General features: G+C 68.0%; 24 protein-coding genes. All 24 read left to right on the forward strand.

From position 1 onward, the window contains the following. Positions 1–144 precede the first annotated feature (144 nt). The 24 genes from P9A16_RS09430 (at position 145) to P9A16_RS09545 (ending at position 20,470) form a co-directional block, all read left to right on the forward strand. Entirely contained in the window at positions 145–1,278 is a 1,134-nt protein-coding gene (locus tag P9A16_RS09430) for a phage portal protein (RefSeq protein ID WP_037408480.1), read from the forward strand. A 388-nt stretch (positions 1,279–1,666) separates the two neighbouring features. After that, positions 1,667–1,975 carry a DUF6107 family protein gene (locus P9A16_RS09435; RefSeq protein WP_023517457.1) on the forward strand — a complete coding sequence of 103 codons (309 nt, stop codon included), beginning with the start codon at positions 1,667–1,669 and terminating at the stop codon, positions 1,973–1,975. Between the two features lie 125 nt (positions 1,976–2,100). Next, positions 2,101–2,658 (forward strand): HK97 family phage prohead protease, encoded by a 558-nt coding sequence (locus P9A16_RS09440; RefSeq protein WP_023517458.1) that lies wholly within the window; start codon positions 2,101–2,103, stop codon positions 2,656–2,658. A gap of 77 nt (positions 2,659–2,735) precedes the next feature. After that, complete coding sequence (locus P9A16_RS09445; RefSeq protein WP_024270095.1) at positions 2,736–3,977, forward strand: phage major capsid protein; 1,242 nt, start codon at positions 2,736–2,738, stop codon at positions 3,975–3,977. Positions 3,978–4,220: 243 nt separating this feature from the next. Continuing rightward, positions 4,221–4,790: a head-tail connector protein gene (locus P9A16_RS09450; protein WP_024270722.1), complete on the forward strand. Its 570-nt coding sequence runs from the start codon at positions 4,221–4,223 to the stop codon at positions 4,788–4,790. Continuing rightward, positions 4,790–5,128, forward strand: coding sequence for a phage head closure protein (locus P9A16_RS09455; protein WP_024270723.1), 339 nt, complete (start codon positions 4,790–4,792; stop codon positions 5,126–5,128). Before P9A16_RS09450 ends, P9A16_RS09455 begins: the two co-directional genes overlap by 1 nt. Continuing rightward, a complete protein-coding gene (locus P9A16_RS09460; RefSeq protein ID WP_023517495.1) occupies positions 5,125–5,532 on the forward strand; it encodes a DUF3168 domain-containing protein in 408 nt (135 codons plus the stop codon). The genes P9A16_RS09455 and P9A16_RS09460 overlap by 4 nt, the downstream gene beginning before the upstream one ends. A gap of 27 nt (positions 5,533–5,559) precedes the next feature. Further along, the gene (locus tag P9A16_RS09465) at positions 5,560–5,967 is read left to right on the forward strand and encodes a phage major tail protein, TP901-1 family (RefSeq protein WP_023517496.1); all 408 of its coding nucleotides are present in this window, start codon (positions 5,560–5,562) and stop codon (positions 5,965–5,967) included. Then, complete coding sequence (locus tag P9A16_RS09470) at positions 5,967–6,329, forward strand: gene transfer agent family protein (protein ID WP_024270724.1); 363 nt, start codon at positions 5,967–5,969, stop codon at positions 6,327–6,329. The genes P9A16_RS09465 and P9A16_RS09470 overlap by 1 nt, the downstream gene beginning before the upstream one ends. Further along, positions 6,326–6,529: a rcc01693 family protein gene (locus P9A16_RS09475; protein ID WP_037407745.1), complete on the forward strand. Its 204-nt coding sequence runs from the start codon at positions 6,326–6,328 to the stop codon at positions 6,527–6,529. The genes P9A16_RS09470 and P9A16_RS09475 overlap by 4 nt, the downstream gene beginning before the upstream one ends. A 3-nt stretch (positions 6,530–6,532) precedes the next feature. Continuing rightward, positions 6,533–7,066: a phage tail tape measure protein gene (locus P9A16_RS09480; protein ID WP_023517234.1), complete on the forward strand. Its 534-nt coding sequence runs from the start codon at positions 6,533–6,535 to the stop codon at positions 7,064–7,066. A gap of 34 nt (positions 7,067–7,100) precedes the next feature. Next, the gene (locus P9A16_RS09485; protein WP_023517235.1) at positions 7,101–7,736 is read left to right on the forward strand and encodes a DUF2460 domain-containing protein; all 636 of its coding nucleotides are present in this window, start codon (positions 7,101–7,103) and stop codon (positions 7,734–7,736) included. Further along, positions 7,733–8,623, forward strand: coding sequence for a DUF2163 domain-containing protein (locus P9A16_RS09490; protein ID WP_023517236.1), 891 nt, complete (start codon positions 7,733–7,735; stop codon positions 8,621–8,623). Before P9A16_RS09485 ends, P9A16_RS09490 begins: the two co-directional genes overlap by 4 nt. Before the next feature lies 1 nt (position 8,624). Then, on the forward strand, positions 8,625–9,077 hold the full coding sequence (locus P9A16_RS09495) for an NlpC/P60 family protein (protein ID WP_037407746.1): 453 nt from the start codon (positions 8,625–8,627) through the stop codon (positions 9,075–9,077). Between the two features lie 3 nt (positions 9,078–9,080). Beyond that, a complete protein-coding gene (locus tag P9A16_RS09500; RefSeq protein WP_024270726.1) occupies positions 9,081–12,926 on the forward strand; it encodes a baseplate multidomain protein megatron in 3,846 nt (1,281 codons plus the stop codon). Between the two features lie 15 nt (positions 12,927–12,941). After that, positions 12,942–13,151, forward strand: coding sequence for a hypothetical protein (locus tag P9A16_RS09505; RefSeq protein ID WP_023514098.1), 210 nt, complete (start codon positions 12,942–12,944; stop codon positions 13,149–13,151). 92 nt (positions 13,152–13,243) lie between these two features. After that, entirely contained in the window at positions 13,244–13,495 is a 252-nt protein-coding gene (locus tag P9A16_RS09510) for a hypothetical protein (protein ID WP_023514097.1), read from the forward strand. Positions 13,496–13,542: 47 nt separating this feature from the next. Then, positions 13,543–14,214, forward strand: coding sequence for a response regulator transcription factor (locus P9A16_RS09515; protein ID WP_023514096.1), 672 nt, complete (start codon positions 13,543–13,545; stop codon positions 14,212–14,214). Then, on the forward strand, positions 14,204–15,622 hold the full coding sequence (locus tag P9A16_RS09520; protein WP_023514095.1) for an ATP-binding protein: 1,419 nt from the start codon (positions 14,204–14,206) through the stop codon (positions 15,620–15,622). The genes P9A16_RS09515 and P9A16_RS09520 overlap by 11 nt, the downstream gene beginning before the upstream one ends. Positions 15,623–15,827: 205 nt before the next feature. After that, the gene (locus tag P9A16_RS09525; protein ID WP_023514094.1) at positions 15,828–16,259 is read left to right on the forward strand and encodes a putative outer-membrane lipoprotein; all 432 of its coding nucleotides are present in this window, start codon (positions 15,828–15,830) and stop codon (positions 16,257–16,259) included. Positions 16,260–16,447: 188 nt separating this feature from the next. Next, positions 16,448–17,587: a c-type cytochrome biogenesis protein CcmI gene (gene ccmI, locus P9A16_RS09530; protein ID WP_278025652.1), complete on the forward strand. Its 1,140-nt coding sequence runs from the start codon at positions 16,448–16,450 to the stop codon at positions 17,585–17,587. After that, positions 17,584–18,033: a cytochrome c maturation protein CcmE gene (gene ccmE / locus P9A16_RS09535; protein ID WP_023514092.1), complete on the forward strand. Its 450-nt coding sequence runs from the start codon at positions 17,584–17,586 to the stop codon at positions 18,031–18,033. The genes ccmI and ccmE overlap by 4 nt, the downstream gene beginning before the upstream one ends. Next, positions 18,030–20,015, forward strand: coding sequence for a heme lyase CcmF/NrfE family subunit (locus P9A16_RS09540; RefSeq protein ID WP_023514091.1), 1,986 nt, complete (start codon positions 18,030–18,032; stop codon positions 20,013–20,015). Before ccmE ends, P9A16_RS09540 begins: the two co-directional genes overlap by 4 nt. Beyond that, a complete protein-coding gene (locus P9A16_RS09545; RefSeq protein WP_023514090.1) occupies positions 20,012–20,470 on the forward strand; it encodes a cytochrome c-type biogenesis protein in 459 nt (152 codons plus the stop codon). Before P9A16_RS09540 ends, P9A16_RS09545 begins: the two co-directional genes overlap by 4 nt. Positions 20,471–20,569: the final 99 nt, after the last annotated feature.

The following is a 20,569-nucleotide window of genomic DNA, read 5'->3' on the forward strand; positions in this document are numbered from 1 at the left end:
GAGGCAAGCTTTTCTTCGACGATTGGTCTTTCAGGGGCAACGGACCTTTCCACATGGCCCTTCTTCCCACTTGCGGGGAAAAGGTGACGGCGGCCGGATGAAGGGGCGGCCGTTCACTGGGCCTCGCAAACAACCGAGGACATCATGAAGCTACCATCCTTTTTTTCGCGGCGACGGACAGGGCCGGCCGAGACCAAGGCGTCGGGCTTTTTCGCGCTGACGGCCGAAGGCCGGGCGCACTGGTCGTCCCGCTCCTATGCCTCGCTGTCGCGCGAGGGGTTCATGAAGAACCCGGTGGCGCACCGTGCCGTGCGCATGATCGCGGAGGCGGCGGCCTCGGTGCCCTGGCTTGCCTATCAGGGCGAGGCGGAGCGGCCGGACGAGCCCTTGCTCTTGCTGTTGTCGCGGCCGAACGGGCGCCAGGCGGGTGCGGATTTCTTCGAGACGCTCTACGGCCACCTTCTGCTGTCCGGCAATGCCTTCGTGGAGGGCGTTCGGGTGGGCGAGGGCCTGCGCGAACTTCATTTGCTGAGGCCCGACAGAGTGCGCATCATCGAGGGGCGGGACGGCTGGGCGGAGGCCTATGAGTACCGCGCAGGCGGGCATGTGCGCCGCCACCCTGCGGGCGAGGGGCAGGCGATCCTGCATCTGCGCCTGTTCCATCCGCTCGACGACCAGCTCGGCTTTGCGCCGCTCGAGGCGGCGTCCATGGCGCTCGACCTCTCCAATGCCGCGGCCATCTGGAACAAGGCGCTGCTCGACAATTCGGCGCGGCCTTCCGGCGCGCTGGTCTATCAGCCGAAGGAGGGCGGCAACCTGACGCCCGACCAGTATGGCCGGCTGAAGTCGGAGCTGGAGGAGGGCTATTCCGGGCCGGCGCGGGCCGGACGGCCGATGTTGCTGGAAGGCGGGCTCGACTGGAAGGCGATGGGGCTTTCCCCGCGCGAGATGGATTTCGTCGCGGCGAAGAACGGCGCGGCGCGCGACATCGCGCTCGCCTTCGGCGTGCCGCCCATGCTGATCGGTATTCCCGGCGATGCGACCTATGCCAATTACCAGGAGGCCAACCGCGCCTTCTGGCGGCTCACCGTGCTGCCGCTGGTGCAGCGCACGGCGGCGGCTTTTGCGGGGTGGTTTGCCGAGCGCGACGCATTGCGGCTGGTGCCGGATCTCGATCAGGTGAGCGGGCTGGCGGACGAGCGCTCGGAACTCTGGGCCCGGGTGGGCGCGGCGGGGTTTTTGACGGACGAGGAGAAGCGGGGGGCGGTGGGGTATTGAGGGGGGCGGGGATGCCTGCCCCTCATCCGGCCTGCCGGCCACCTTCTCCCCGCAAGCGGGGCGAAGGGGATATGCCGCGCCGGCTTCCCCGGTCAATGACCGTTCGTGAGGCAAGTCCCCTCTCCCCGCTTGCGGGGAGAGGGTTGGGGTGAGGGGCCGGGATAGCTGCTTTCTCCAGGAAAATTAATTGGTTGCACTGCGCATGTGAATCACTTTGCGGAGTGCCGCACCCGACTTGTGAAAACCTTGAATCGGTTTTCCAGCAAAGCGCGGCAAGGGATTCAAAAGACCCACTGATCGGCCCGGCCTTCCTTCTCGGAAAGCCGGCGGTTTTGGCGGCGTGCGGTCTGATGGCTCGGATTTCGATAATAATCTGAAAGGCTTAACAATGGCTGACTTCGGAAACGACGGCGGGCTTTGGACGGCCCGGCTGATCGGCGCGTCCGCGGGCGCGGCCGTTTCGCTCATCTATCTCCTGCCCAAGAGCCGCCGCGAGGCGGCGTGCCGGTTCTTCACCGGGCTTGCCTGCGGCCTCGTCTTCGGCGGGCCCACCGGGCTGTGGATCGCCGTGCGGCTCGGCATTGCCGGCTATCTCGGGCCGGTGGAGGTGCTGCTGACCGGCTCGGCGGCGGCCAGCCTTTCGGCCTGGTGGGGGCTGGGCGTGCTGGCGCGGCTGGCGGAGCGGATGCGGCGTTAGCGAGCCGCGAACAGCGAGTAGGGAATTTGGAATAGCGAATGGAGGTCGATGTGGGCCGGGAATTCATTTTCCCGCGCGCTGTTCCCAATTCGCCATTCGCCCCCTTCACATCATCGGAGACGACCATGATCACCGACGACCTGCCGGTCTGGCGGACGAAGAAATATGCCGATCTGACGCTTGCCGGCGTTTCCGGCGACGGGGTGTTTTCCGGCTATGCGAGCCTCTTCGGCGAGGTGGACCTCAGCAAGGATGCGATCGCGCCGGGTGCCTTTGCCCGTTCGCTGGAAAAGCGCGGGCCATCGGGCGTGCGCATGCTGTTCCAGCACGACCCGGCCGAACCGCTCGGGCGTTGGCGGACGATCCGCGAGGACGGCCGCGGGCTCTATGTCGAGGGCGTGCTTTCGCCCGGCGTGGCGCGGGCCCGCGAGGTGCTGAACCTCATGAAGTCGGGCGCGCTCGACGGGCTTTCCATCGGTTTCCAGACCGTGCGCTCGAAGACCGACCGGGCGAGCGGCGTGCGCCGCATCCTGGAGGCCGACCTCTGGGAGATCTCGATCGTCACCTTTCCCATGCTGCCCTCGGCGCGGGTGTCGAACGTGAAGAACGCGCGGTGGTTCCGCGACCGGGAGACCGAGCTGGTGCGCATCATGCGCCGGGCGGCCCGGATGATGAAACGCTAGGCGTTTGTTTTACCGCAGTGTCCGACGCCGAAGCGGTTTCGCGTCGGCTGGAAATGCCAACCCGAAAGGAAGACAGCATGGAGACCCAGAAGACCGCGCCGGAAATCAAGGCCGTGCCGGAAACGATGACCGCCGCCTTCGACGACTTCATGGAGGCCTTCGAGGCCTTCAAGGCGACGAACGACCGCCGGCTCGGCGAGATCGAGCAGAAACTGACCGCCGACGTGGTGACGCGCGACAAGGTGGATCGCATCAACCGCGCGATGGACGAGCACAAGCGCGTCATCGACCAGCTGGCGCTGAAGAAGGCGCGCCCGGCGCTCGGCGGCGAGGGCAGCCTGGAGGCGAGCGAGCACAAGGCGGCCTTTTCCGCCTATATGCGGCGCGGCGACGAGAGCGCGCTCAGGGCGCTGGAGGGCAAGGCCATGTCGGTCGGCTCGGCGGCGGACGGCGGGTATCTCGTGCCACCGGAGACCGACACGGAGATCGGCCGCCGGCTTTCCGCCGTCTCGCCGATCCGGTCGCTCGCGACCGTGCGCCAGGTCTCCGGCACGGTACTGAAGAAGCCGTTTGCGACGGGCGGCATGGCGGCGGGCTGGGTGGCGGAAACCGCCGCGCGGCCGCAGACGGGCAATGCGCAGCTTGCCGAACTCTCCTTCCCGACCATGGAGCTCTACGCCATGCCGGCGGCGACCGCCGCGCTGCTCGACGATGCGGCGGTGGACGTCGAGGGGTGGATCGCCTCGGAGATCGACATGGTCTTCGCCGAGCAGGAGGGCACCGCCTTCGTTTCCGGCGACGGCACCAACAAGCCGAAGGGGTTCCTCGGCTACACGGCTGTCGCCGACGCGGGCTGGAGCTGGGGCAATATCGGCTATATCGCGACGGGCGCGGCCGGGGCCTTCAAGGCCTCGAACCCCTCCGACACGCTGTTCGACACGGTCTATTCGCTGAAGGCGGGGCACCGGCAGAACGGCACCTTCGTAATGAACCGCAAGACGCAGGGCCAGATCCGCAAGTTCAAGGATGCGGACGGCAACTATCTCTGGCGTCCGCCGGCTTCGGCGGGGCAGGCGGCCTCGCTGCTCGGCTTTGCCATCGCCGAGGCCGAGGACATGCCTGACATCGCGGCCGACAGCCTCTCCATCGCCTTCGGCGATTTCCGCGCCGGTTACCTCGTCGTCGACCGCACCGGTGTGCGCGTGCTGCGCGATCCCTACTCGGCCAAGCCCTATGTGCTGTTCTACACGACCAAGCGCGTCGGCGGCGGGGTGCAGAATTTCGAGGCGATCAAGCTGGTGAAGTTCGCGGCGAGCTGACGGTCTCCTCTCTCCTCGCTTGCGGGAGGGGGGCGGGGTGAGCGGTGATCGCACGAACCGATGCCGCGGTGCGGCCGCCCCTTATCCGCCTGCCGGCACCTTCTCCCCGCAGGCGGGGCGAAGGGTGGTGCCGCACTGTTTTCCTCTTTCTCGCACCGGCGGGCGTTTCCTGCTGCCGGTGCCGGCGGGCGCGGTTTCCTCCCGGCCGCGCCCGCATCCCTTTCTCCATCGCGAAGGACGATCATGACCATTGCCGAACTGCTGCCGCCGGCCGTGGAGCCGGTGACGCTTGCCGAGGCGAAGGCGCATCTGCGCCTCGACGCCGCCGACGAGGATGCGCTCGTATCCGCGCTGATCCGCGCGGCACGCGAATATCTGGAGGCCACGACGGGGCTTTGCCTGATTGCGCGACCCTTGCGGCTCTATCTCGACGACTGGCCCGAGACGCGGGTGATTCAGATTGCCAGAGGGCCGGTGCAAACCATTGAGATGGTGACGGTTTATGATGCGACCGGGCTGCCGGTCGCTGCCGATGTGACCGGCTACCGGCTCGACGGCGCGGCGCGCCCGGCGCGGCTGCTACTGCCGGCGCGCCCGGATACGGACCGCGCGCTCAACGGCATCGAGATCGATTTCACCGCCGGCTTTGGCGAAAGCGGCGCGAACGTACCGGACGGGCTGAAGCGGGCGCTGCTCATGCATGTGGCGGCGATGTTCGAGCTGCGCGGCGTGCTTTCGCCGGTGGACCAGCCGGGCACGGTGCCGGCGGGTTACGACCGGCTGGTGGCGCCCTACCGGCTGCGGAGGCTGTGATGGCGAAGGTAAGGATCATCGATCCCGGCGCGCTCTCGGCGCGGCTGACGCTGGAGGGGCCGGTCGAGACGCCGGACGGGCAGGGCGGCGCCGAACGCGGCTTTGCGGCGCTGGCGACGCTCTGGGCGGCGATCGAGCCGGTGGCGGCACGGGCGGACGAGGCGGCGGGCACGCTGCCGGTGACGGTGACGCACCGCATCTGGCTGCGGCACCGGGGCGACCTTGCCGGCGGCATGCGGCTGCGGAAGGGGGCGCGGATCTTCGCCATCCATGCGTTCCGCGATCCGGACGAGACGGGGCGTTACATGCTCTGCGACTGCGAGGAGATCCGGCCATGAGCGCGGCATCGGCCCTGCAGAGGGCGATCTTCGCCAGGCTCTCCGGCGATGCGGCGCTGACGGCGCTGGTCGGGGCGAACGGCATCACCGACCGCAGGCCCGACGGGCCGGCGACGCCGCTCCTTGTCATCGCGGGCATCGACAGCACCGACCATTCGACGGCGAGCGAGGCGGGCGAGGAACATATCGTGACGCTGGAGGCCTGGTCCGAGGCGGCGGGGCACCGGCAGGCGCAGGCGATTGCCGCGGCGGTGCGCGCGGCGCTCGACGACGCGGTGCTGGTCATCGCCGGGCACCATCTCGTCCTGCTCTTCCACCGCGATACGCGGCTGCGCCGTGACGGCAAGTCCCGCTTCCACCGCGCGGAAATGCGCTTCCGGGCGGTGACGGAGCCGCATGCCTGACACCTCATTTTCGGAAAGGACCTTGCCATGGTGGCACAGAAGGGGCGCGAGCTCCTCATCAAGATCGACAACGGGGCGGGTTTCGTCACCGTTGCGGGGCTGCGCTCGAAGCGGCTGTCGTTCAATGCGCAGCTTGTCGATGTGACGGATGCGGAATCGGCGGGGCGCTGGCGCGAACTGCTGGGTGGGGCGGGCGTGCAGCGCGCGGCCCTGTCCGGCGCCGGTATCTTCAAGGACCAGGCTTCGGACGCGCTGGTGCGCGCGCTGTTCTTTGCCGGCACGATCGTCGCCTGGCAGATCGTGATCCCGGATTTCGGCACGGTCGCGGGGCCGTTCCAGATCGCCGCGCTGGACTATTCCGGCGCGCATGACGGCGAAGTGGTCTTCGAGATCGCGCTGGAATCGGCCGGGCTCCTCACCTTCGGGGCGCTCTGATGGGCGCGCGGGCGAACCGGCACCGCGGCGAGATCGAGGCCGTCTTCGACGGCGAGCGGCGCGTGCTGTGCCTGACGCTCGGTGCGCTGGCGGAGCTGGAGACGGCCTTTGCCGCCGACAGCCTAATGGGGCTGGCGGAACGCTTCTCCTCCGGGCGGCTGAAGGCCGACGATCTCATCCGCATTCTTGGCGCGGGGCTGCGGGGTGGGGGCAATCTTTATTCCGACGAGGAGGTTTCCGCGATGGCGGTGGCGGACGGGCTCTCCGGTTTTGCGCGTATCGCGGCCGAACTGCTGCAGGCGACATTCGGGCCGGGCGTGGAGGCGCGGCCGGAAAACCCTCCGGGGCCGCATCCGGGCTGAACGGCGAGAGGGCGGCCTTTCCCTGGGAGGCGGTGCTCCATGCCGGGCTCTGCCGGATGCGGCTTTCTGCAAAGGATTTCTGGGCGATGACGCCGCGCGAGCTGGCCTTCGCGCTCGGTGTGCTGCGGCCTGTGCCGTCGGCGCCCGGACGCAATGCGCTAGCCGCGCTGATGCGCGCCTTTCCCGACCACAAGGAGTGAACCATGGCGGATGCGGATGACAGACCTCTTTCCGGCACGCTCGACGATGCCGGACAGCTTTCGGCGGTCTTCGACGACCTGGAGGCGCGTTCACGCTCCTTCGGCTCGGCGCTGACCAATGCGCTGAAGGGTGCGGTCGTCGACGGCAAGGGGCTAGAGGGCGTGCTGCGCGGGCTGGCGCTGCGCATGAGCGACATTGCGCTTTCGGTGGGGCTGAAGCCGCTGGAAGGGTTTTTGTCGTCGGGTCTTTCCGGGCTGCTCGACGGCGCCACGCCCTTCGCCAAGGGTGGGGTCGTCGCCTCGCCGACCTATTTCGGAACGGGCGGCGGGCTCGGACTGATGGGCGAGGCGGGGGCGGAGGCGATCCTGCCCTTGAAGCGCGGGCCGGACGGGGCGCTGGGCGTCGCGAGCGATGGTGGCGGGGCGCGCATCGTCTTCAACGTGACGGCGCAGGATGCGGCGAGTTTCCGCAAATCCGAGGGGCAGATCTCGGCCATGCTGACACGCGCCGTGGGGCGCGGGCAGCGCAGTTTGTGAGGGCGAGGGGCTAGGGAATTTACGGAGAGAAGGCATGGCGGGGTTTCATGAGGTGCGGTTTCCGCTGCGTGTCGCGCTCGGCACCAGCGGCGGGCCGGTGCGGCGTACGGATATCGTCAGCCTTTCCAACGGGCGCGAGAACCGCAACCGCCGCTGGCACGATGCGCGGCGGCGTTACGATGCGGGCTCGGGCGTGCGCTCGGTCGCGGATCTCTATGCGGTGCTCGCCTTCTTCGAGGCACGGGCGGGGCAGTTCAACGGTTTCCGCTTCCATGACCCGGTGGACCACAAATCCTGTGCGCCGGGCGGGACGGTGAGCGCCATGGACCAGCAGATCGGCACGGGGGACGGCGCGACGGCGGCCTTCCAGCTCGTCAAGCGCTATGCGGATGCCGGCGGGGAGACGGTGCGGACCATCGACAAGCCGGTCATGGGCACGGTGGTCGTCTCCGTGGCGGGCAGCCTGCGGCCGGCGGCGGACTATACGGTGAACCACGCAACGGGTGTCGTCACCTTCAAGCCGGGCAAGATACCGGCCTCGGGCGCCATCCGGGCCGGCTACGCGTTCGACGTGCCGGTGCGTTTCGACACGGACCGCATCGATATCGATCTCGCGCAGTTCGATGCGGGGCGCATCCCGTCGATTCCGCTGGTGGAGATAAGGCCATGAGGACGATCCCGGACGGGTTGCAGGCGCATCTCGACGGTGAGGCGACGACGCTTTGTCATGCCTGGCGGGTGACGCGGCGCGACGGCGTGGTGATGGGCTTTACCGATCATGACCGCGACCTCTCCTTCGGCGGGCTTTCCTATCTCGCTGCGAGCGGCTTCGAGGCGAGCGAGGCGGAGGACGGCAACGGGCTTTCGGCCGAGGGCGGCGATCTCTCAGGCGGCTTTTCGGCGGAGGCGATCCGCGCCGAGGACCTTTCGGCCGGGCGTTATGACGGGGCGAAGGTCGAGGTCTATATGGTCAACTGGCAGGACCCGGCCCAAAGGCTGCTGTTGCGTACCGCCGAACTCGGCGAGGTGCGGCGCGAGGGCGGGCTTTTTCGTGCGGAGCTGCGGCGGCTGACGCACCGGCTGGACCAGGTGCGCGGGCGCATCTACGGGCATCGCTGCGACGCGGTGCTGGGTGACGGCCGGTGCTGTGTGAACGTGGCGGCGCCGGCCTTCCGGGCGACGGCGACAGTGGGCACGGTGCTCGACGACATGCGGCTGCGGGTGAGCGGGCTGTCCGGCTTTGCCGAGCGGTTCTTCCGCTACGGCGTGCTCACCTTCACGAGCGGCGCTGCGGCGGGGCTGACGGCGGATATCGAGGACCAGCGCAAGGTTTCGGGCGGTGACGAACTGACCTTCTGGTTACCGGTGCCGGCCGGGGTGGTCGCGGGCGACGCGATGCAGGTGACGGCGGGATGCGACAAGCGCTTTGCCACCTGCAAGGCGAAATTCTCCAACGGGCTGAATTTTAGCGGTTTTCCGCACATGCCGGGTAGTGATTTCACCTATGGCTATGCCGATGGCGAGACGGTGCATGACGGGAGGCCGCTCTATGCGTGAGATGCTGCGGGATGAGGGGCAGGATACCGGCGCGCGCGTCGTCACCATCGCCCGCAGCTTCATCGGCACGCCCTACCGGCATCAGGGCGCGCTGAAGGGGGTCGGTTGCGATTGCCTCGGGCTGGTACGCGGGGTCTGGCGGGAGCTTTACGGGGCGGAGCCGGAAATGCCAGGCGCCTATGCCGCGGACTGGGCGGAGCGGGCGGGCGCGGAGCGGCTGCTGGAAGCGGCGGCACGGCATTGCGGGGCGGCGCTGCCTGCGGCGGCGCTGCGGCCGGGCGATATCCTGATCTTTCGCTGGCGGGCAGGGGTGGCGGCCAAACATGCCGGCATCGCGGCGCCCGACGCGCATTTCATCCATGCCTATGAGCAGGCGGCGGTGATCGAATCGCCGCTCGTGCCCGCATGGCGGCGGCGGATCGCCGGCGTCTTCCGCTTTCCGGAGATTTCCTGATCCATGGCGACACTTCTCTTCCAGGCCGCGGGCGCGACGCTCGGCGGCTTTTTCGGGCCGTTCGGCGCCGTGCTCGGCCGGGCCGTCGGGGCGCTGGCGGGCTCGGCGGTCGACCGCTCGCTGCTGGGCGGCATGACGAAGATCCCGGGCGCGCGGCTGAACGACGGGCGCGTTCCGGGGGCCGAGGAAGGCACGGCGATGAGCCGCGTCTACGGCACGGCGCGTGTCGGCGGCACGCTGATCTGGGCGACGCGCTTCGAGGAGGACGTCTCCGTCGAGCGCGCGGGCGGCAAGGCGAGCGGGCCGCGGGTCGAGACCTTCAGCTACTTCGCCAATTTCGCCGTCGGCGTGTGCGAGGGGCCGATCGCCGGCATAAGGCGCGTCTTCGCGGATGGGCGGGAGATCGACCTGACAGGCATCGAGATGCGCGTCCATCGCGGCACCGCCGACCAGGCGCCCGATCCGCTGATTCTCGCCAAGCAGGGGGCGGGCAATGCGCCGGCCTATCGCGGACTTGCCTATGTCGTCTTCGAGCGGCTGCCGCTCGACACGTTCGGCAACCGTATCCCCATCCTGCAGTTCGAGGTGCTGAGGCCGGTCGGCTCGCTGGAGGGCAAGGTGCGGGCGGTGACGCTCATTCCGGGTTCGAGCGAACACGGCTACGACCCGCAACTGGTGACGGAGAAGATCGCGGCCGGCAAGGCGCGCAACATGAACCGCAACACGCTGGTGGCGGCGACGGACTGGGTGGCCTCGATCGACGAGTTGCAGGCGCTGTGCCCCGGCCTCGAACGGGTCGGTCTGGTGGTTGCCTGGTTCGGCACGGACCTTCGGGCCGGCCAGTGCCGCATCCTGCCGGGGGTGGAGGCATCCGCCCGGCAGGAGGAGAGCAAGCCATGGACGGTTTCCGGCATCGCACGCGAAGACGCCTATGTGGTGAGCCGGGTCGAGGGTCGGCCGGCCTATGGCGGCACGCCCTCGGATGCGAGCGTGATCGCGGCCATCCGCGACCTGAAGGCGCGGGGGATCGAGGTCTATCTCTACCCGTTCCTGATGATGGACGTGCCGATCGACAACACGCTGCCGGATCCCTATGGCGGCGCGCGGCAGGCGCCCTATCCCTGGCGCGGGCGCGTCACCTGCCATCCGCCATCGGCCGACGGGACAGTTTTGGCGCGCGACCAGGTGAACGCATTCGTCGGCGCGGCCGGGGCGGGGAGTTTTGCCGTTTCCGGCGAGACGATCACCGGGCCGACCGGCGACGAGGGGTTCCGGCGGCTGATCCTGCACTATGCGCTGCTGGCGGAGGCCGCCGGCGGGGTGGACGGGTTCCTGATCGGCTCGGAAATGCGCGGGCTGACATGGCTGCGCGACGGGAGCGGGGCCTTTCCCTTCGTCGACGCGCTTGGCACACTTGCGGGCGACGTGCGGGCGATCCTCCGGCCGGGTACGAAGATCACCTACGGCGCGGACTGGAGCGAATATTTCGGCTACCAGCCGCCGGACGGCAGCGGCGAGGTGCGCTACCATCTCGACCCGCTCTGGGCGTCCCCGGCGATCGATGCCGTCGGCATCGACAACTACATGCCGCTGTCCGACTGGCAGAATGCCGACACGCTGGCCGGCAATCCGGACGGGTTCCGCCACTGCGAGGACATGGCAGCCATGCGCGCCATGATCGCGGGCGGGGAAGGTTTCGACTGGTATTACCCCGACGCGGCGGCGCGGGTGGCGCGCGAGCGTGTGCTTATCACCGACGGCATGGCGGGAAAGCCCTGGGTGTTCCGCTACAAGGACCTCGAGAGCTGGTGGGGCAACCGCCACTACGAGCGGGGACCGGGCGGAGCGGAACTCTCTGGCCACACGGCCTGGGTGCCGCGTTCCAAGCCGATCTGGTTCACCGAACTCGGCTGCCCGGCGGTCGACAAGGGGCCGAACCAGCCGAACGTTTTCGTCGATCCGAAGAGTTCGGAAAACGCGCTGCCCTATCATTCCGGTGGCGCGCGCAATGACAGCATTCAGCGGCGCTTTCTCGATGTGCATCACGGCTGGTGGCAGGGCGGCGGGCCGGAGGCGGGCATGGTCGATCCGGGCCATGTCTTCGTCTGGACCTGGGATGCGCGGCCCTATCCGGCCTTTCCCGAGGACACGGCGCTCTGGTCGGACGGGCTCAACTGGCAGCGCGGGCACTGGCTGAACGCGCGGCTCGGGGCCGGGACGGTGGCGGATGTGATCGCGGCCATCCTGAAGGATCACGGTTTTCACGATTTCGACGTCTCGGGCGTCGCGGGGGATCTTTCCGGTTTCGTACAGGCCGACCAGACCTCGGCGCGCGCCCTGATCGAGCCGCTGATGGAGGCGTTCCAGATCGATGCGCTGGAGGCGAACGGCAGGCTTGTCTTCCGCTCGCGGCTGAAATCTGCATTGCCACCGGCGCAGATCAGCGTGCTTGCCGAACGGCCGGAGGAGGCGCTGTTCGAGGAGAGCCGCGGGCATCTCAGCGATTTTGCGGGCGAGGCGATCCTCGATCATTTCGACGATTCGGGCACCTATGCGCGTGTGACGGCGCGCTCGCGCCGCATGGCGGGGGAGAACGATCGCGTGTTGCGGCTGGCGCTGCCGGCGGTGCTGCATGCGGGGGCGGCCGCGGCAAGCGTCGAGGCGGCGCTCCGCGACCAGCGGGCCGGGCAGCGGCGGCTCACCTTCCGCCTGCCGCCGACGGCGATGGGCGTGACGCCGGGCGACATCGTGCGGCTGGCCGACGGGCCGGAAGGGCGCTTCCTCGTCACCGGCATCACCGACGGGCTGGTGCGTGAGGTGGAGGCGCGGGCGATCGCGGCCGGGGAAAGCCCGGCGCCATTGCTGCTGGACGGCCGCGGGCGGGCGGTCGGCGGCGCGGGACCGGGGCCGGGCGATGGCTTCGCGCCGGACGTCGTTTTTCTCGATCTGCCGGTCCTCGGGTCGGGCGGGGCGCAGGACTTTGCGCGTGTCGCAGCCTATGCGCAGCCGTGGCGATCGATGATCGTGTCGAGTTCCGGAGGCAGCGAGGGCTACCGCAGCCGCGTGCGGCTGGACCGGCCGGCGCGGATCGGCACGTTGGTCGCACCGCTGGCGGCGGGCGTCGTCGGGCGGTTCGATCCGGGGCGGGCGGTCGTGCTCGACCTGCCCTCCGGCGGGCTTTCCGCGGTCGAGACGCTTGCCATGCTGAACGGTGCCAACCGGCTTGCGATCAGGGCCGGCAACGGGGCCTGGGAAATCATCGGCTTTGCCGGGGCGAGCGAGATCGCGCCGGGGCGGTGGCGGCTCACCGGGCTGCTGCGTGCCCTCAATGGCACGGAGGACGCCATGGCGTCCGGCCATGCAGCGGGCGCGCGGGCGGTGGTGCTGGACGATGCCGTCGTGCCGCTCGGCCTCGACGTGGAGGAGGTGGGGCGGCCATCGAACTGGCTGGTCGAGCCTGTCGGCATGACGCCGGGGCAGGCGGGACCGTTCGTCTTTGCCGGCGGGGACCGGGCGCTGACGCCCCTGGCGCCGGTGCATCTGCGCGGCCAGCGGAACCTCGACGGTGCCGTGCGCCTCTCGTGGATCCGGCGCGGGCGGATCGATTCGGACAGCTGGCTGGCTGCCGAGATCCCGCTCGACGAGCCGGTGGAGGCCTACCGTCTCGATATCCTCTCGGGCGAGACAGCGGTGCGCAGCGTCGAGACCCCCGCGCCGGTCTTCACCTATCCCGTTGTCCAGGAGCTTGCCGATTTCGGGGCGCCGCAGGCGGCGCTCTCCATCCGCGTGCGCCAGCTCGGCCGGGCCATCCCGCTCGGCCTGCCGGCACGCGCGACGATCACCCTTTGACGGAAAGGAACTCCGATGAATGACGACGCGAAAGCCTGGTATCAGTCGCGCACCGTCTGGGGGGCGCTGGTCGCGATCCTCGCTTCGCTTGCCAATGCGGCGGGTGTCGAGGTGACGGCCGGGGACGAGGGGGAACTGGCCGATCTCCTCGTGGCGGCGGTGGGCACGCTGGGCGGGCTTGTGGCGCTCTACGGGCGGATTTTGGCGCGCCGGCGCGTGCGGTGAGGCGGCTTGACGATCCACAAGGCATTCATTTGCCATTCAGCGTGGATCGTTTATTGCTTGCATCACACTGATCCACACCCGAAAGTACATTCATGGCCTCGCCACTTCTCATAACCGCCCTTGCGGCCAGCATGATCCTCCCGGGTCCCGTCGAGACGGGCACTGCACGGGGCGTCGTCGAGGTCGCCGGCGATTGCAGCGACGCGGCTGCGCAGGTGGTTTCCCAGACGGGGGGCGAACTGCTCTCGGCGCAGCCGAAGGGCGATACCTGCGTGGTGACGGTGCTCGTGCCCGGCAAGGGCAATGCCCGGCCGCGCAAGGTGACCGTGCGCGTGCCGATGTAAGGCCTTCGGCCTTCGTGATGGAATGAGTGAGATAGGAAAGAGGGCGAATGCGCATCCTGGTGGTCGAGGACGATGTCAACCTGAGCCGGCAGCTCAGCGAGGCCTTGAAGGAATCAGGCTATGTGGTGGACCAGGCCTTCGATGGCGAGGAAGGCCACTATCTCGGCGATACCGAACCCTATGATGCCATCATCCTCGATATCGGCCTGCCGGAAATGGACGGGATCACCGTTCTTGAAAAGTGGCGTGCCGACGGCAAGACGATGCCTGTCCTCATCCTCACCGCCCGCGACCGCTGGAGCGACAAGGTGGCCGGTATCGATGCCGGCGCCGACGACTATGTCGCCAAGCCCTTCCATGTCGAGGAGGTGCTGGCCCGCATCCGCGCGCTGATCCGCCGCGCGGCGGGCCATGCGAGCCCTGACATCGTCTGCGGGCCGGTGCGGCTCGACACGAAGGGCTCCAAGGCGACCGTCAACGGCGAGACGCTGAAGCTGACCTCGCATGAATACCGGCTGCTTTCCTACCTCATGCATCATATGGGCGAGGTGGTGTCGCGCACGGAACTGGTCGAGCACATGTACGATCAGGATTTCGACCGTGATTCCAATACGATCGAGGTTTTCGTCGGGCGCCTGCGCAAGAAGATCGGCGTCGACCTGATCGAGACTGTGCGCGGCCTCGGCTACCGGATGCAAGCCCCCGCCAATGGCAAATAAGGCCAGGCGCTCCCGCTCGCTCACTTTCCGCGTTCTTCTTCTCGCCTCGCTCTGGGCAGCGGTCGCGCTCATCGTCATCGCCGTCGTCATCTCGACGCTCTACCGCCAGAGCGCGGAGAAGAGTTTTCGCGATCTTTTGCGCGCGCAGCTCTACAACGTCATCAATTCCGTTTCGGCGGACGAGGAGACGCGGCTGACCGGCACGCCGCAGCTCGGGGACCTGCGCTTCTTCCAGCCGCAATCGGGCTGGTACTGGGTGGTCGAGCCGATCGGCGGGGCATTGGCGAGCGAGACGCTGACCTCTTCCTCGCTCGGAACGGGGAGCATCCCCATTCCCGATACCGACAGCATCCCCTTCGATACGCGCTACGAGCGCTTCTACACGACCATCGACTCCTTCGGTAACGAGGTGGAGGTGGGCGAGACGGAAGTGGTGCTCGACGATGAGGGGCGCACGGCGCGCTTCCGCGTCATCGGCAACCGCGATGTGCTGGAGGGCGATATCGATGACTTCTCCGGGAGCCTCTATCTGGCGCTGGCCGGCTTCGGCGTGGGCAGCCTGCTTCTCAACGCGGCGGCGATCCTTATCGGCCTGAAGCCGCTCGACCGGGCGCGCAAGGCGCTGGAGAAGATCCGCGCGGGGGAGAGCGAGCAGCTCGACGGCGATTTCCCGCGGGAGATCCTGCCGCTCGCGAGCGAGGTGAATGCGCTGATCGACAGCAACCGGCGCATCGTCGAGCGGGCGCGCATGCAGGTCGGCAACCTTGCGCACTCCCTGAAGACGCCGATTGCGGTTCTCCTCAATGAAGCGCGGCTGCTCGCCGCCCCGCAGGGCGATCTCGTCCGCACGCAGGCCGAAGCCATGCAGAGCCAGGTGCAATCCTATCTCAACCGCGCCCGCATCGCCGCCCAGCGCGAATCCGTGCTGGCACGCACCGAGACGCAGGCCGTTCTGGAGCGGCTGGTGCGCGTGATGCGGCGGCTCAATGCCGAGCGGCAGTTTCCGCTGACCGTCGACCCGCCCGGGCTGGTTCTGGCGATGGAACAGCAGGATGTCGAGGAAACCGTCGGCAACCTCCTGGAGAATGCCGCGCGGTACGCCCGCACGACGGTGGCCGTGCGCGCCTCCATGGCGCCTGCCGAGGTGCGCGGCAACGACGATGCGCGCAAGAACTGGATCGTCATCGAGGTGGAGGACGACGGGCCGGGGCTGGAGCCGGACGAGATTCGCGAGGCGATGAAACGCGGCAAGCGGCTCGACGAGAGCAAGCCGGGCACAGGGCTCGGCCTCTCCATCGTCAGCGAGATCGCCTCGGAGTACCAGGGAACCTTCGGGCTTTCGCGCGGACCGCGCGGCGGGTTGCTGGCGCGGCTCGTGCTGCCGGCCGTCACAAAGGATGTTGCCTGAGGCGGCGGACAATGCAACAAGGGAGGGGCTCGCGAATATGAGGATCGCGACGTGGACGAAGTGCCGGGAGGGCGTGTCGCTTCCGGGACCAGGCCAACAGGAGCGCGCGGCGGTTTTGCAACCGCATTTGCGTGGAAACGGAAAGCTAGAGCGTTTTCGCCGGCGGGTGAAGGCGCTCTCTCATGAAGAGAGACGGTCCCAGCGGATGAAGACGGGTTTGCGCGGCGCCTTTTTCCCCTTCCTTCTGGCAACAGCGACGGTTTCGGGATGCACGACCACATCGGGCGGCGCGGCCGGCACCGGTGGTAAGCCTGTTGCAGCCGGTGCGGGTGTTTACATCACGGCGCTGCAGGGTGGGCTCGTCAGCCGCAATGCCGGTGGCGCCCAGCTCTCCAAGGCGGATATGCAGCGGGCGCTGGAAGCCGAATACCGCGCGCTGGAAGCGGCGCCCGGCGGCCAGCCCGTCGTCTGGCAGGGCAAGGGCGTCGGCGGATCGGTGGTCGCGGCTGCGCCCTATCAGGTCGGCTCGCAGAACTGCCGGCAGTACAGCCATACGGTGACCGTAGAGGGCCGGGACACCGCGACACGCGGCGCGGCCTGCCGCAATGCGGACGGAGCCTGGGCACCGCTGTCATAGCCTCTTGTTTCCGGCGGCCTCCCGTTGCCGGAAGGATGCGAGGCCTTTCGCCCTGATCGGCGCCGTTTCGGCTGGAAATGCGCAAACGCAAGCCTGATCGTTCGACGGTTGCGGCGAAACGCCTCAAATTCACGTCATCGTTCCCTGGGGAATTGGAAACGTTCGCGCGTTCCAGTATTTGAACGGTCATGTTTTTCTGGATTCTCGTCGCCATCATGACGGCCGCTGTGGCCGCCGTCCTCCTTCTCCCCTTGCTGCGCCGCCCCGTGGTGGCCGCGGACGATGCCGGCCATGACGTCGAGGTCTATCGCGACCAGCTTGAAGAACTGAGGCGCGACGAGGCGACCGGGCTTATCGGCGCGACCGAGGCCGAGCTTGCCCGTGCGGAGGTCGCGCGCCGGCTGATCGCCGCCAGCAAGGCCGAGGCGAAGGGTAGGGCAAGCCCCGCCGAGCGCAGAAACCGGCTGGCGCAGGCTTTCGTGATCCTCCTTCTGCCCGCCATCGGGCTCTATCTTTACATCGCGACCGGCCGGCCGGATCTTCCGGCCCAGCCGCTCGCAGAGCGCCTTGCCAATCCCGGCAACGACATTTCCGTCCTGATCGCCAAGGCGGAGAACCACCTGGCGCGCAATCCGGACGACGGCGCGGGCTGGGATCTTCTGGCGCCGATCTACTATCGCAGCGGCCGGGTGGAGGATGCGGCGAACGCCTTCTCCCAGGCGATCCGCCTGCTCGGGCCGACGCCGGAACGGCTGGACGGCTATGCGGAAACGCTGATCGCCCAGTCGAACGGCATCGTGACCGCCGAGGCGCGTGCCCGGCTGGAGCAGTCGCTGGCGCTGAAGGCGGACAATCCGCGTGCCGAATATTATCTGGCGCTGGCGCTGGAGCAGGAGGGCAAGCGCGCCGAGGCGCGCGCCGCCTTCGAGGCAATGGTGAAGGAAGCGCCGGCCGATGCGCCCTGGCTGCCGCTCGTCAACCGGCATATAGCCGGGCTTGCCGGGGGAGAGGGCGGGGCGGTTGCCGGCACCCTCGGCAATCCGACCGCCGACGACGTGGCGGCGGCGCAGGATCTGTCGGCGGGCGACCGCCAGCAGATGATCGCCGGCATGGTGGAGAGCCTTGCGGCGAAACTTCAGGAGAACCCTGATAATATCGAAGGATGGACGCGCATCATCCGTTCCTATGTTGTGCTGGATCAAAGGCCGAAGGCCGAAGCCGCGTTACAGACGGCACTGAAGACCTTCCCGGCCGACAGCGACAACGGCAAAGAGCTTCTGGCGCTTGCCCGGGACCTATCGATTTCGGCTGAGGGCAGCGGACCATGACTCGCAAGCAGAAACGTCTGGCAGTGATAAGCGGCGGTATCGCCTTCCTGGTGGCGGCGGTGCTGCTCGTCATGTTCGCCTTCAGCCAGTCCATCGCCTACTTCTATGTGCCCGGCGACCTTGCCAAGGCCAATGTCCCGCCGGGAACGCGCATCCGCCTCGGCGGGCTCGTGGAGGCCGGCACGGTCAAGCGCGGCGAGGGCTCCACCATCACCTTTACGGTGACGGATACGCTCTCGACGGTGCCGGTGACCTATACGGGCATCCTGCCGGACCTCTTCCGGGAGGGGCAGGGCGTGGTGGCGGAAGGCGCCTTCGGTACGGACGGGCTCTTTATCGCCGACACGGTGCTCGCCAAGCATGACGAGACCTACATGCCCAAGGACGTCGCGGACCGCCTGAAGGCGCAGGGCGTCGAACTTTCCGGCAAGGAAACGATCAAATGATCATCGAGCTTGGACACTATGCCCTGATCCTCGCGCTGGCGACCGTCATCGTCCAGTCGATCCTGCCGCTGGTCGGCACGATCCGCAACGACCGCGCGCTGATGGCCGTGGCGCCCGCCGCGGCCATGGCCGGCTTCCTCCTCGTGCTCTTCTCCTTCTCGGTGCTGACCTTCGCCTATGTCGTCTCGGATTTCTCGGTCGGCAATGTCTGGGAGAATTCGCACTCGCTGAAGCCGATGATCTACAAGATCACCGGGGTCTGGGGGAACCATGAGGGCTCGATGCTGCTCTGGCTCCTCATCCTGGTCTTCTTCAGCGCGCTCGTCGCCACCTTCGGCGCCAATCTGCCGGAGCGACTGCGCGCCAACGTGCTGGCCGTACAGGGCCTCATCTCGACCGCCTTCGCGCTGTTCATCCTGCTTACCTCCAACCCGTTCCTGCGGCTTCAGCCGGCGCCCGCCGAGGGGCAGGACCTCAATCCGGTGCTGCAGGATATCGGCCTCGCCATCCACCCGCCGCTGCTCTATCTCGGTTACGTCGGCTTCTCCGTCAGCTTCTCCTTCGCCATCGCAGCGCTGATCGACGGACGGATCGATGCCGCCTGGGCGCGCTGGGTGCGGCCGTGGACGCTGGCGGCCTGGAGCTTCCTCACCGCCGGCATCGCGATGGGCTCCTACTGGGCCTATTACGAACTCGGCTGGGGCGGCTGGTGGTTCTGGGACCCGGTGGAGAACGCCTCCTTCATTCCCTGGCTCGCCGGCACGGCGCTGCTGCATTCGGCTCTCGTCATGGAAAAGCGCGAGGCGCTGAAGATCTGGACGGTGCTGCTGGCGATCCTCACCTTCTCCATGTCGCTGCTCGGCACCTTCCTGGTGCGATCCGGCGTGCTCACCTCGGTGCATGCCTTCGCGACCGATCCGACGCGCGGCGTCTTCATCCTCGCCATCCTCGTCTTCTTCATCGGGGGCGCGCTGTCGCTCTTCGCCTTCCGGGCGGCGACGCTGAAGGCCGGCGGACTTTTTGCGCCGATCTCGCGCGAAGGCGCGCTCGTTCTCAACAACCTGATCCTGACGACCGCGGCGGCGACGGTGCTGACCGGCACGCTCTATCCGCTGGTGCTTGAGGCGCTGACGGGCGAAAAAATCTCCGTCGGCCCGCCCTTCTTCAACCTCACCTTCGGCCTCCTTATGCTGCCGCTGTTGCTGGCGGTACCGTTCGGTCCGCTGCTTGCCTGGAAGCGGGGCGACGTGTTCGCCGCCGGCCAGCGCCTCTTTGCGGCGGCGGGAATCGGCCTCGTCCTCGCGGCGGTGGTCCTCTACATCCAGAACGGCGGGCCGGTGCTTGCCTATTTCGGCCTTGCCATCGGCTTTTACATGATCGCCGGTGCGATTACCGACCTGTGGCTGCGCGCCGGCGTCGGCAAGGTGGCGCGCAATGTCGCCTTCCGCCGCTTCATCGGCCTGCCGGGCTCGGCCTTCGGCACGGCGCTCGCGCATATCGGTGTCGGCGTGACGGTCGTCGGCGTCATCGCGGTGACGGCCTTCGAGACGGAGCATGTCGTCGAGATGAAACCCGGCATGCAGATCGAGGCTGGCGGTTATACGCTGACTTTCGACGGCATGCGCCGCGGGCAGGGGCCGAACTATTCCGAGGAATCGGGCCATTTCACGGTGGCGCGCGGCGGTGTCGTCGTTACCGACGTCTGGTCGTCCAAGCGGCTCTATACCGCTCGCCGCATGCCGACGACGGAAGCGGGCATCCGCACCTTCGGGCTCAGCCAGCTCTATGTTTCGCTCGGCGATGCGATGGCCGACGGCGGCATCGTCGTGCGCGTCTGGTGGAAGCCGATGATCCTCTGCATCTGGATCGGCACGCTGATCATGATGGCGGGTGGCATTGTCTCCCTGTGCGACCGGCGACTGCGCGTCGGCGCGCCGCAGAAGGTGCGCAAGGTCAAGCCCGTGCTGGAGGCGGCGCAATGATGCGCCGCCTGCTCCTCGCCTCGGCCTTCCTGCTCGCCTCGGCTCCCGCCTTTGCGGTCAATCCGGACGAGGTGCTGGCCGATCCGGCGCTGGAGGCGCGCGCGCGGGCGCTTTCGGCCGAACTGCGGTGCATGGTCTGCCAGAACCAGTCGATCGATGATTCCAATGCGGAGCTTGCCCGCGACCTAAGGCTTCTCGTGCGCGAGCGGCTGAAGAACGGCGACAGCGACGAGGCGGTGATCGAATACGTCGTCTCGCGCTATGGCGAGTTCGTACTGCTGAACCCGCGGCTGCGCGGCGAGACGCTGCTCCTGTGGGGCGCGCCGATCGTACTCTTCCTCGCGGGCGCGGCAGCGATGGTGCTCTTCGTGCGCAAGCGCGGCGGAAAGCCGACGGGAACGCCGCTTTCCGAGGCGGAAAAAGCAGAACTGGAACGCGCCCTCAAGGGGGAATAGGCGTCCGCGCCCGGAATTGTCCAACATTACCAAAAATTCATGCGGCGGATAGTGTGCTGTAATGTGCAGGCGCCTATCTCTTGCTCATCCGCTGCCAAA

Origin of the sequence: Shinella sp. 838, assembly GCF_029623935.1 — a bacterium.
Lineage (GTDB): Bacteria > Pseudomonadota > Alphaproteobacteria > Rhizobiales > Rhizobiaceae > Shinella.

Excerpts from the sequence above, each read along its gene's own strand:
- P9A16_RS09430 (WP_037408480.1), top strand. The coding sequence starts at position 145 with ATGAAGCTACCATCCTTTTTTTCGCGGCGACGGACAGGGCCGGCCGAG.
- P9A16_RS09435 (WP_023517457.1), top strand. The coding sequence starts at position 1,667 with ATGGCTGACTTCGGAAACGACGGCGGGCTTTGGACGGCCCGGCTGATC.
- P9A16_RS09440 (WP_023517458.1), top strand. The coding sequence starts at position 2,101 with ATGATCACCGACGACCTGCCGGTCTGGCGGACGAAGAAATATGCCGAT.
- P9A16_RS09445 (WP_024270095.1), top strand. The coding sequence starts at position 2,736 with ATGGAGACCCAGAAGACCGCGCCGGAAATCAAGGCCGTGCCGGAAACG.
- P9A16_RS09450 (WP_024270722.1), top strand. The coding sequence starts at position 4,221 with ATGACCATTGCCGAACTGCTGCCGCCGGCCGTGGAGCCGGTGACGCTT.
- P9A16_RS09455 (WP_024270723.1), top strand. The coding sequence starts at position 4,790 with ATGGCGAAGGTAAGGATCATCGATCCCGGCGCGCTCTCGGCGCGGCTG.
- P9A16_RS09460 (WP_023517495.1), top strand. The coding sequence starts at position 5,125 with ATGAGCGCGGCATCGGCCCTGCAGAGGGCGATCTTCGCCAGGCTCTCC.
- P9A16_RS09465 (WP_023517496.1), top strand. The coding sequence starts at position 5,560 with ATGGTGGCACAGAAGGGGCGCGAGCTCCTCATCAAGATCGACAACGGG.
- P9A16_RS09470 (WP_024270724.1), top strand. The coding sequence starts at position 5,967 with ATGGGCGCGCGGGCGAACCGGCACCGCGGCGAGATCGAGGCCGTCTTC.
- P9A16_RS09480 (WP_023517234.1), top strand. The coding sequence starts at position 6,533 with ATGGCGGATGCGGATGACAGACCTCTTTCCGGCACGCTCGACGATGCC.
- P9A16_RS09485 (WP_023517235.1), top strand. The coding sequence starts at position 7,101 with ATGGCGGGGTTTCATGAGGTGCGGTTTCCGCTGCGTGTCGCGCTCGGC.
- P9A16_RS09490 (WP_023517236.1), top strand. The coding sequence starts at position 7,733 with ATGAGGACGATCCCGGACGGGTTGCAGGCGCATCTCGACGGTGAGGCG.
- P9A16_RS09495 (WP_037407746.1), top strand. The coding sequence starts at position 8,625 with ATGCTGCGGGATGAGGGGCAGGATACCGGCGCGCGCGTCGTCACCATC.
- P9A16_RS09500 (WP_024270726.1), top strand. The coding sequence starts at position 9,081 with ATGGCGACACTTCTCTTCCAGGCCGCGGGCGCGACGCTCGGCGGCTTT.
- P9A16_RS09505 (WP_023514098.1), top strand. The coding sequence starts at position 12,942 with ATGAATGACGACGCGAAAGCCTGGTATCAGTCGCGCACCGTCTGGGGG.
- P9A16_RS09510 (WP_023514097.1), top strand. The coding sequence starts at position 13,244 with ATGGCCTCGCCACTTCTCATAACCGCCCTTGCGGCCAGCATGATCCTC.
- P9A16_RS09515 (WP_023514096.1), top strand. The coding sequence starts at position 13,543 with ATGCGCATCCTGGTGGTCGAGGACGATGTCAACCTGAGCCGGCAGCTC.
- P9A16_RS09520 (WP_023514095.1), top strand. The coding sequence starts at position 14,204 with ATGGCAAATAAGGCCAGGCGCTCCCGCTCGCTCACTTTCCGCGTTCTT.
- P9A16_RS09525 (WP_023514094.1), top strand. The coding sequence starts at position 15,828 with ATGAAGACGGGTTTGCGCGGCGCCTTTTTCCCCTTCCTTCTGGCAACA.
- ccmI (WP_278025652.1), top strand. The coding sequence starts at position 16,448 with ATGTTTTTCTGGATTCTCGTCGCCATCATGACGGCCGCTGTGGCCGCC.
- ccmE (WP_023514092.1), top strand. The coding sequence starts at position 17,584 with ATGACTCGCAAGCAGAAACGTCTGGCAGTGATAAGCGGCGGTATCGCC.
- P9A16_RS09540 (WP_023514091.1), top strand. The coding sequence starts at position 18,030 with ATGATCATCGAGCTTGGACACTATGCCCTGATCCTCGCGCTGGCGACC.
- P9A16_RS09545 (WP_023514090.1), top strand. The coding sequence starts at position 20,012 with ATGATGCGCCGCCTGCTCCTCGCCTCGGCCTTCCTGCTCGCCTCGGCT.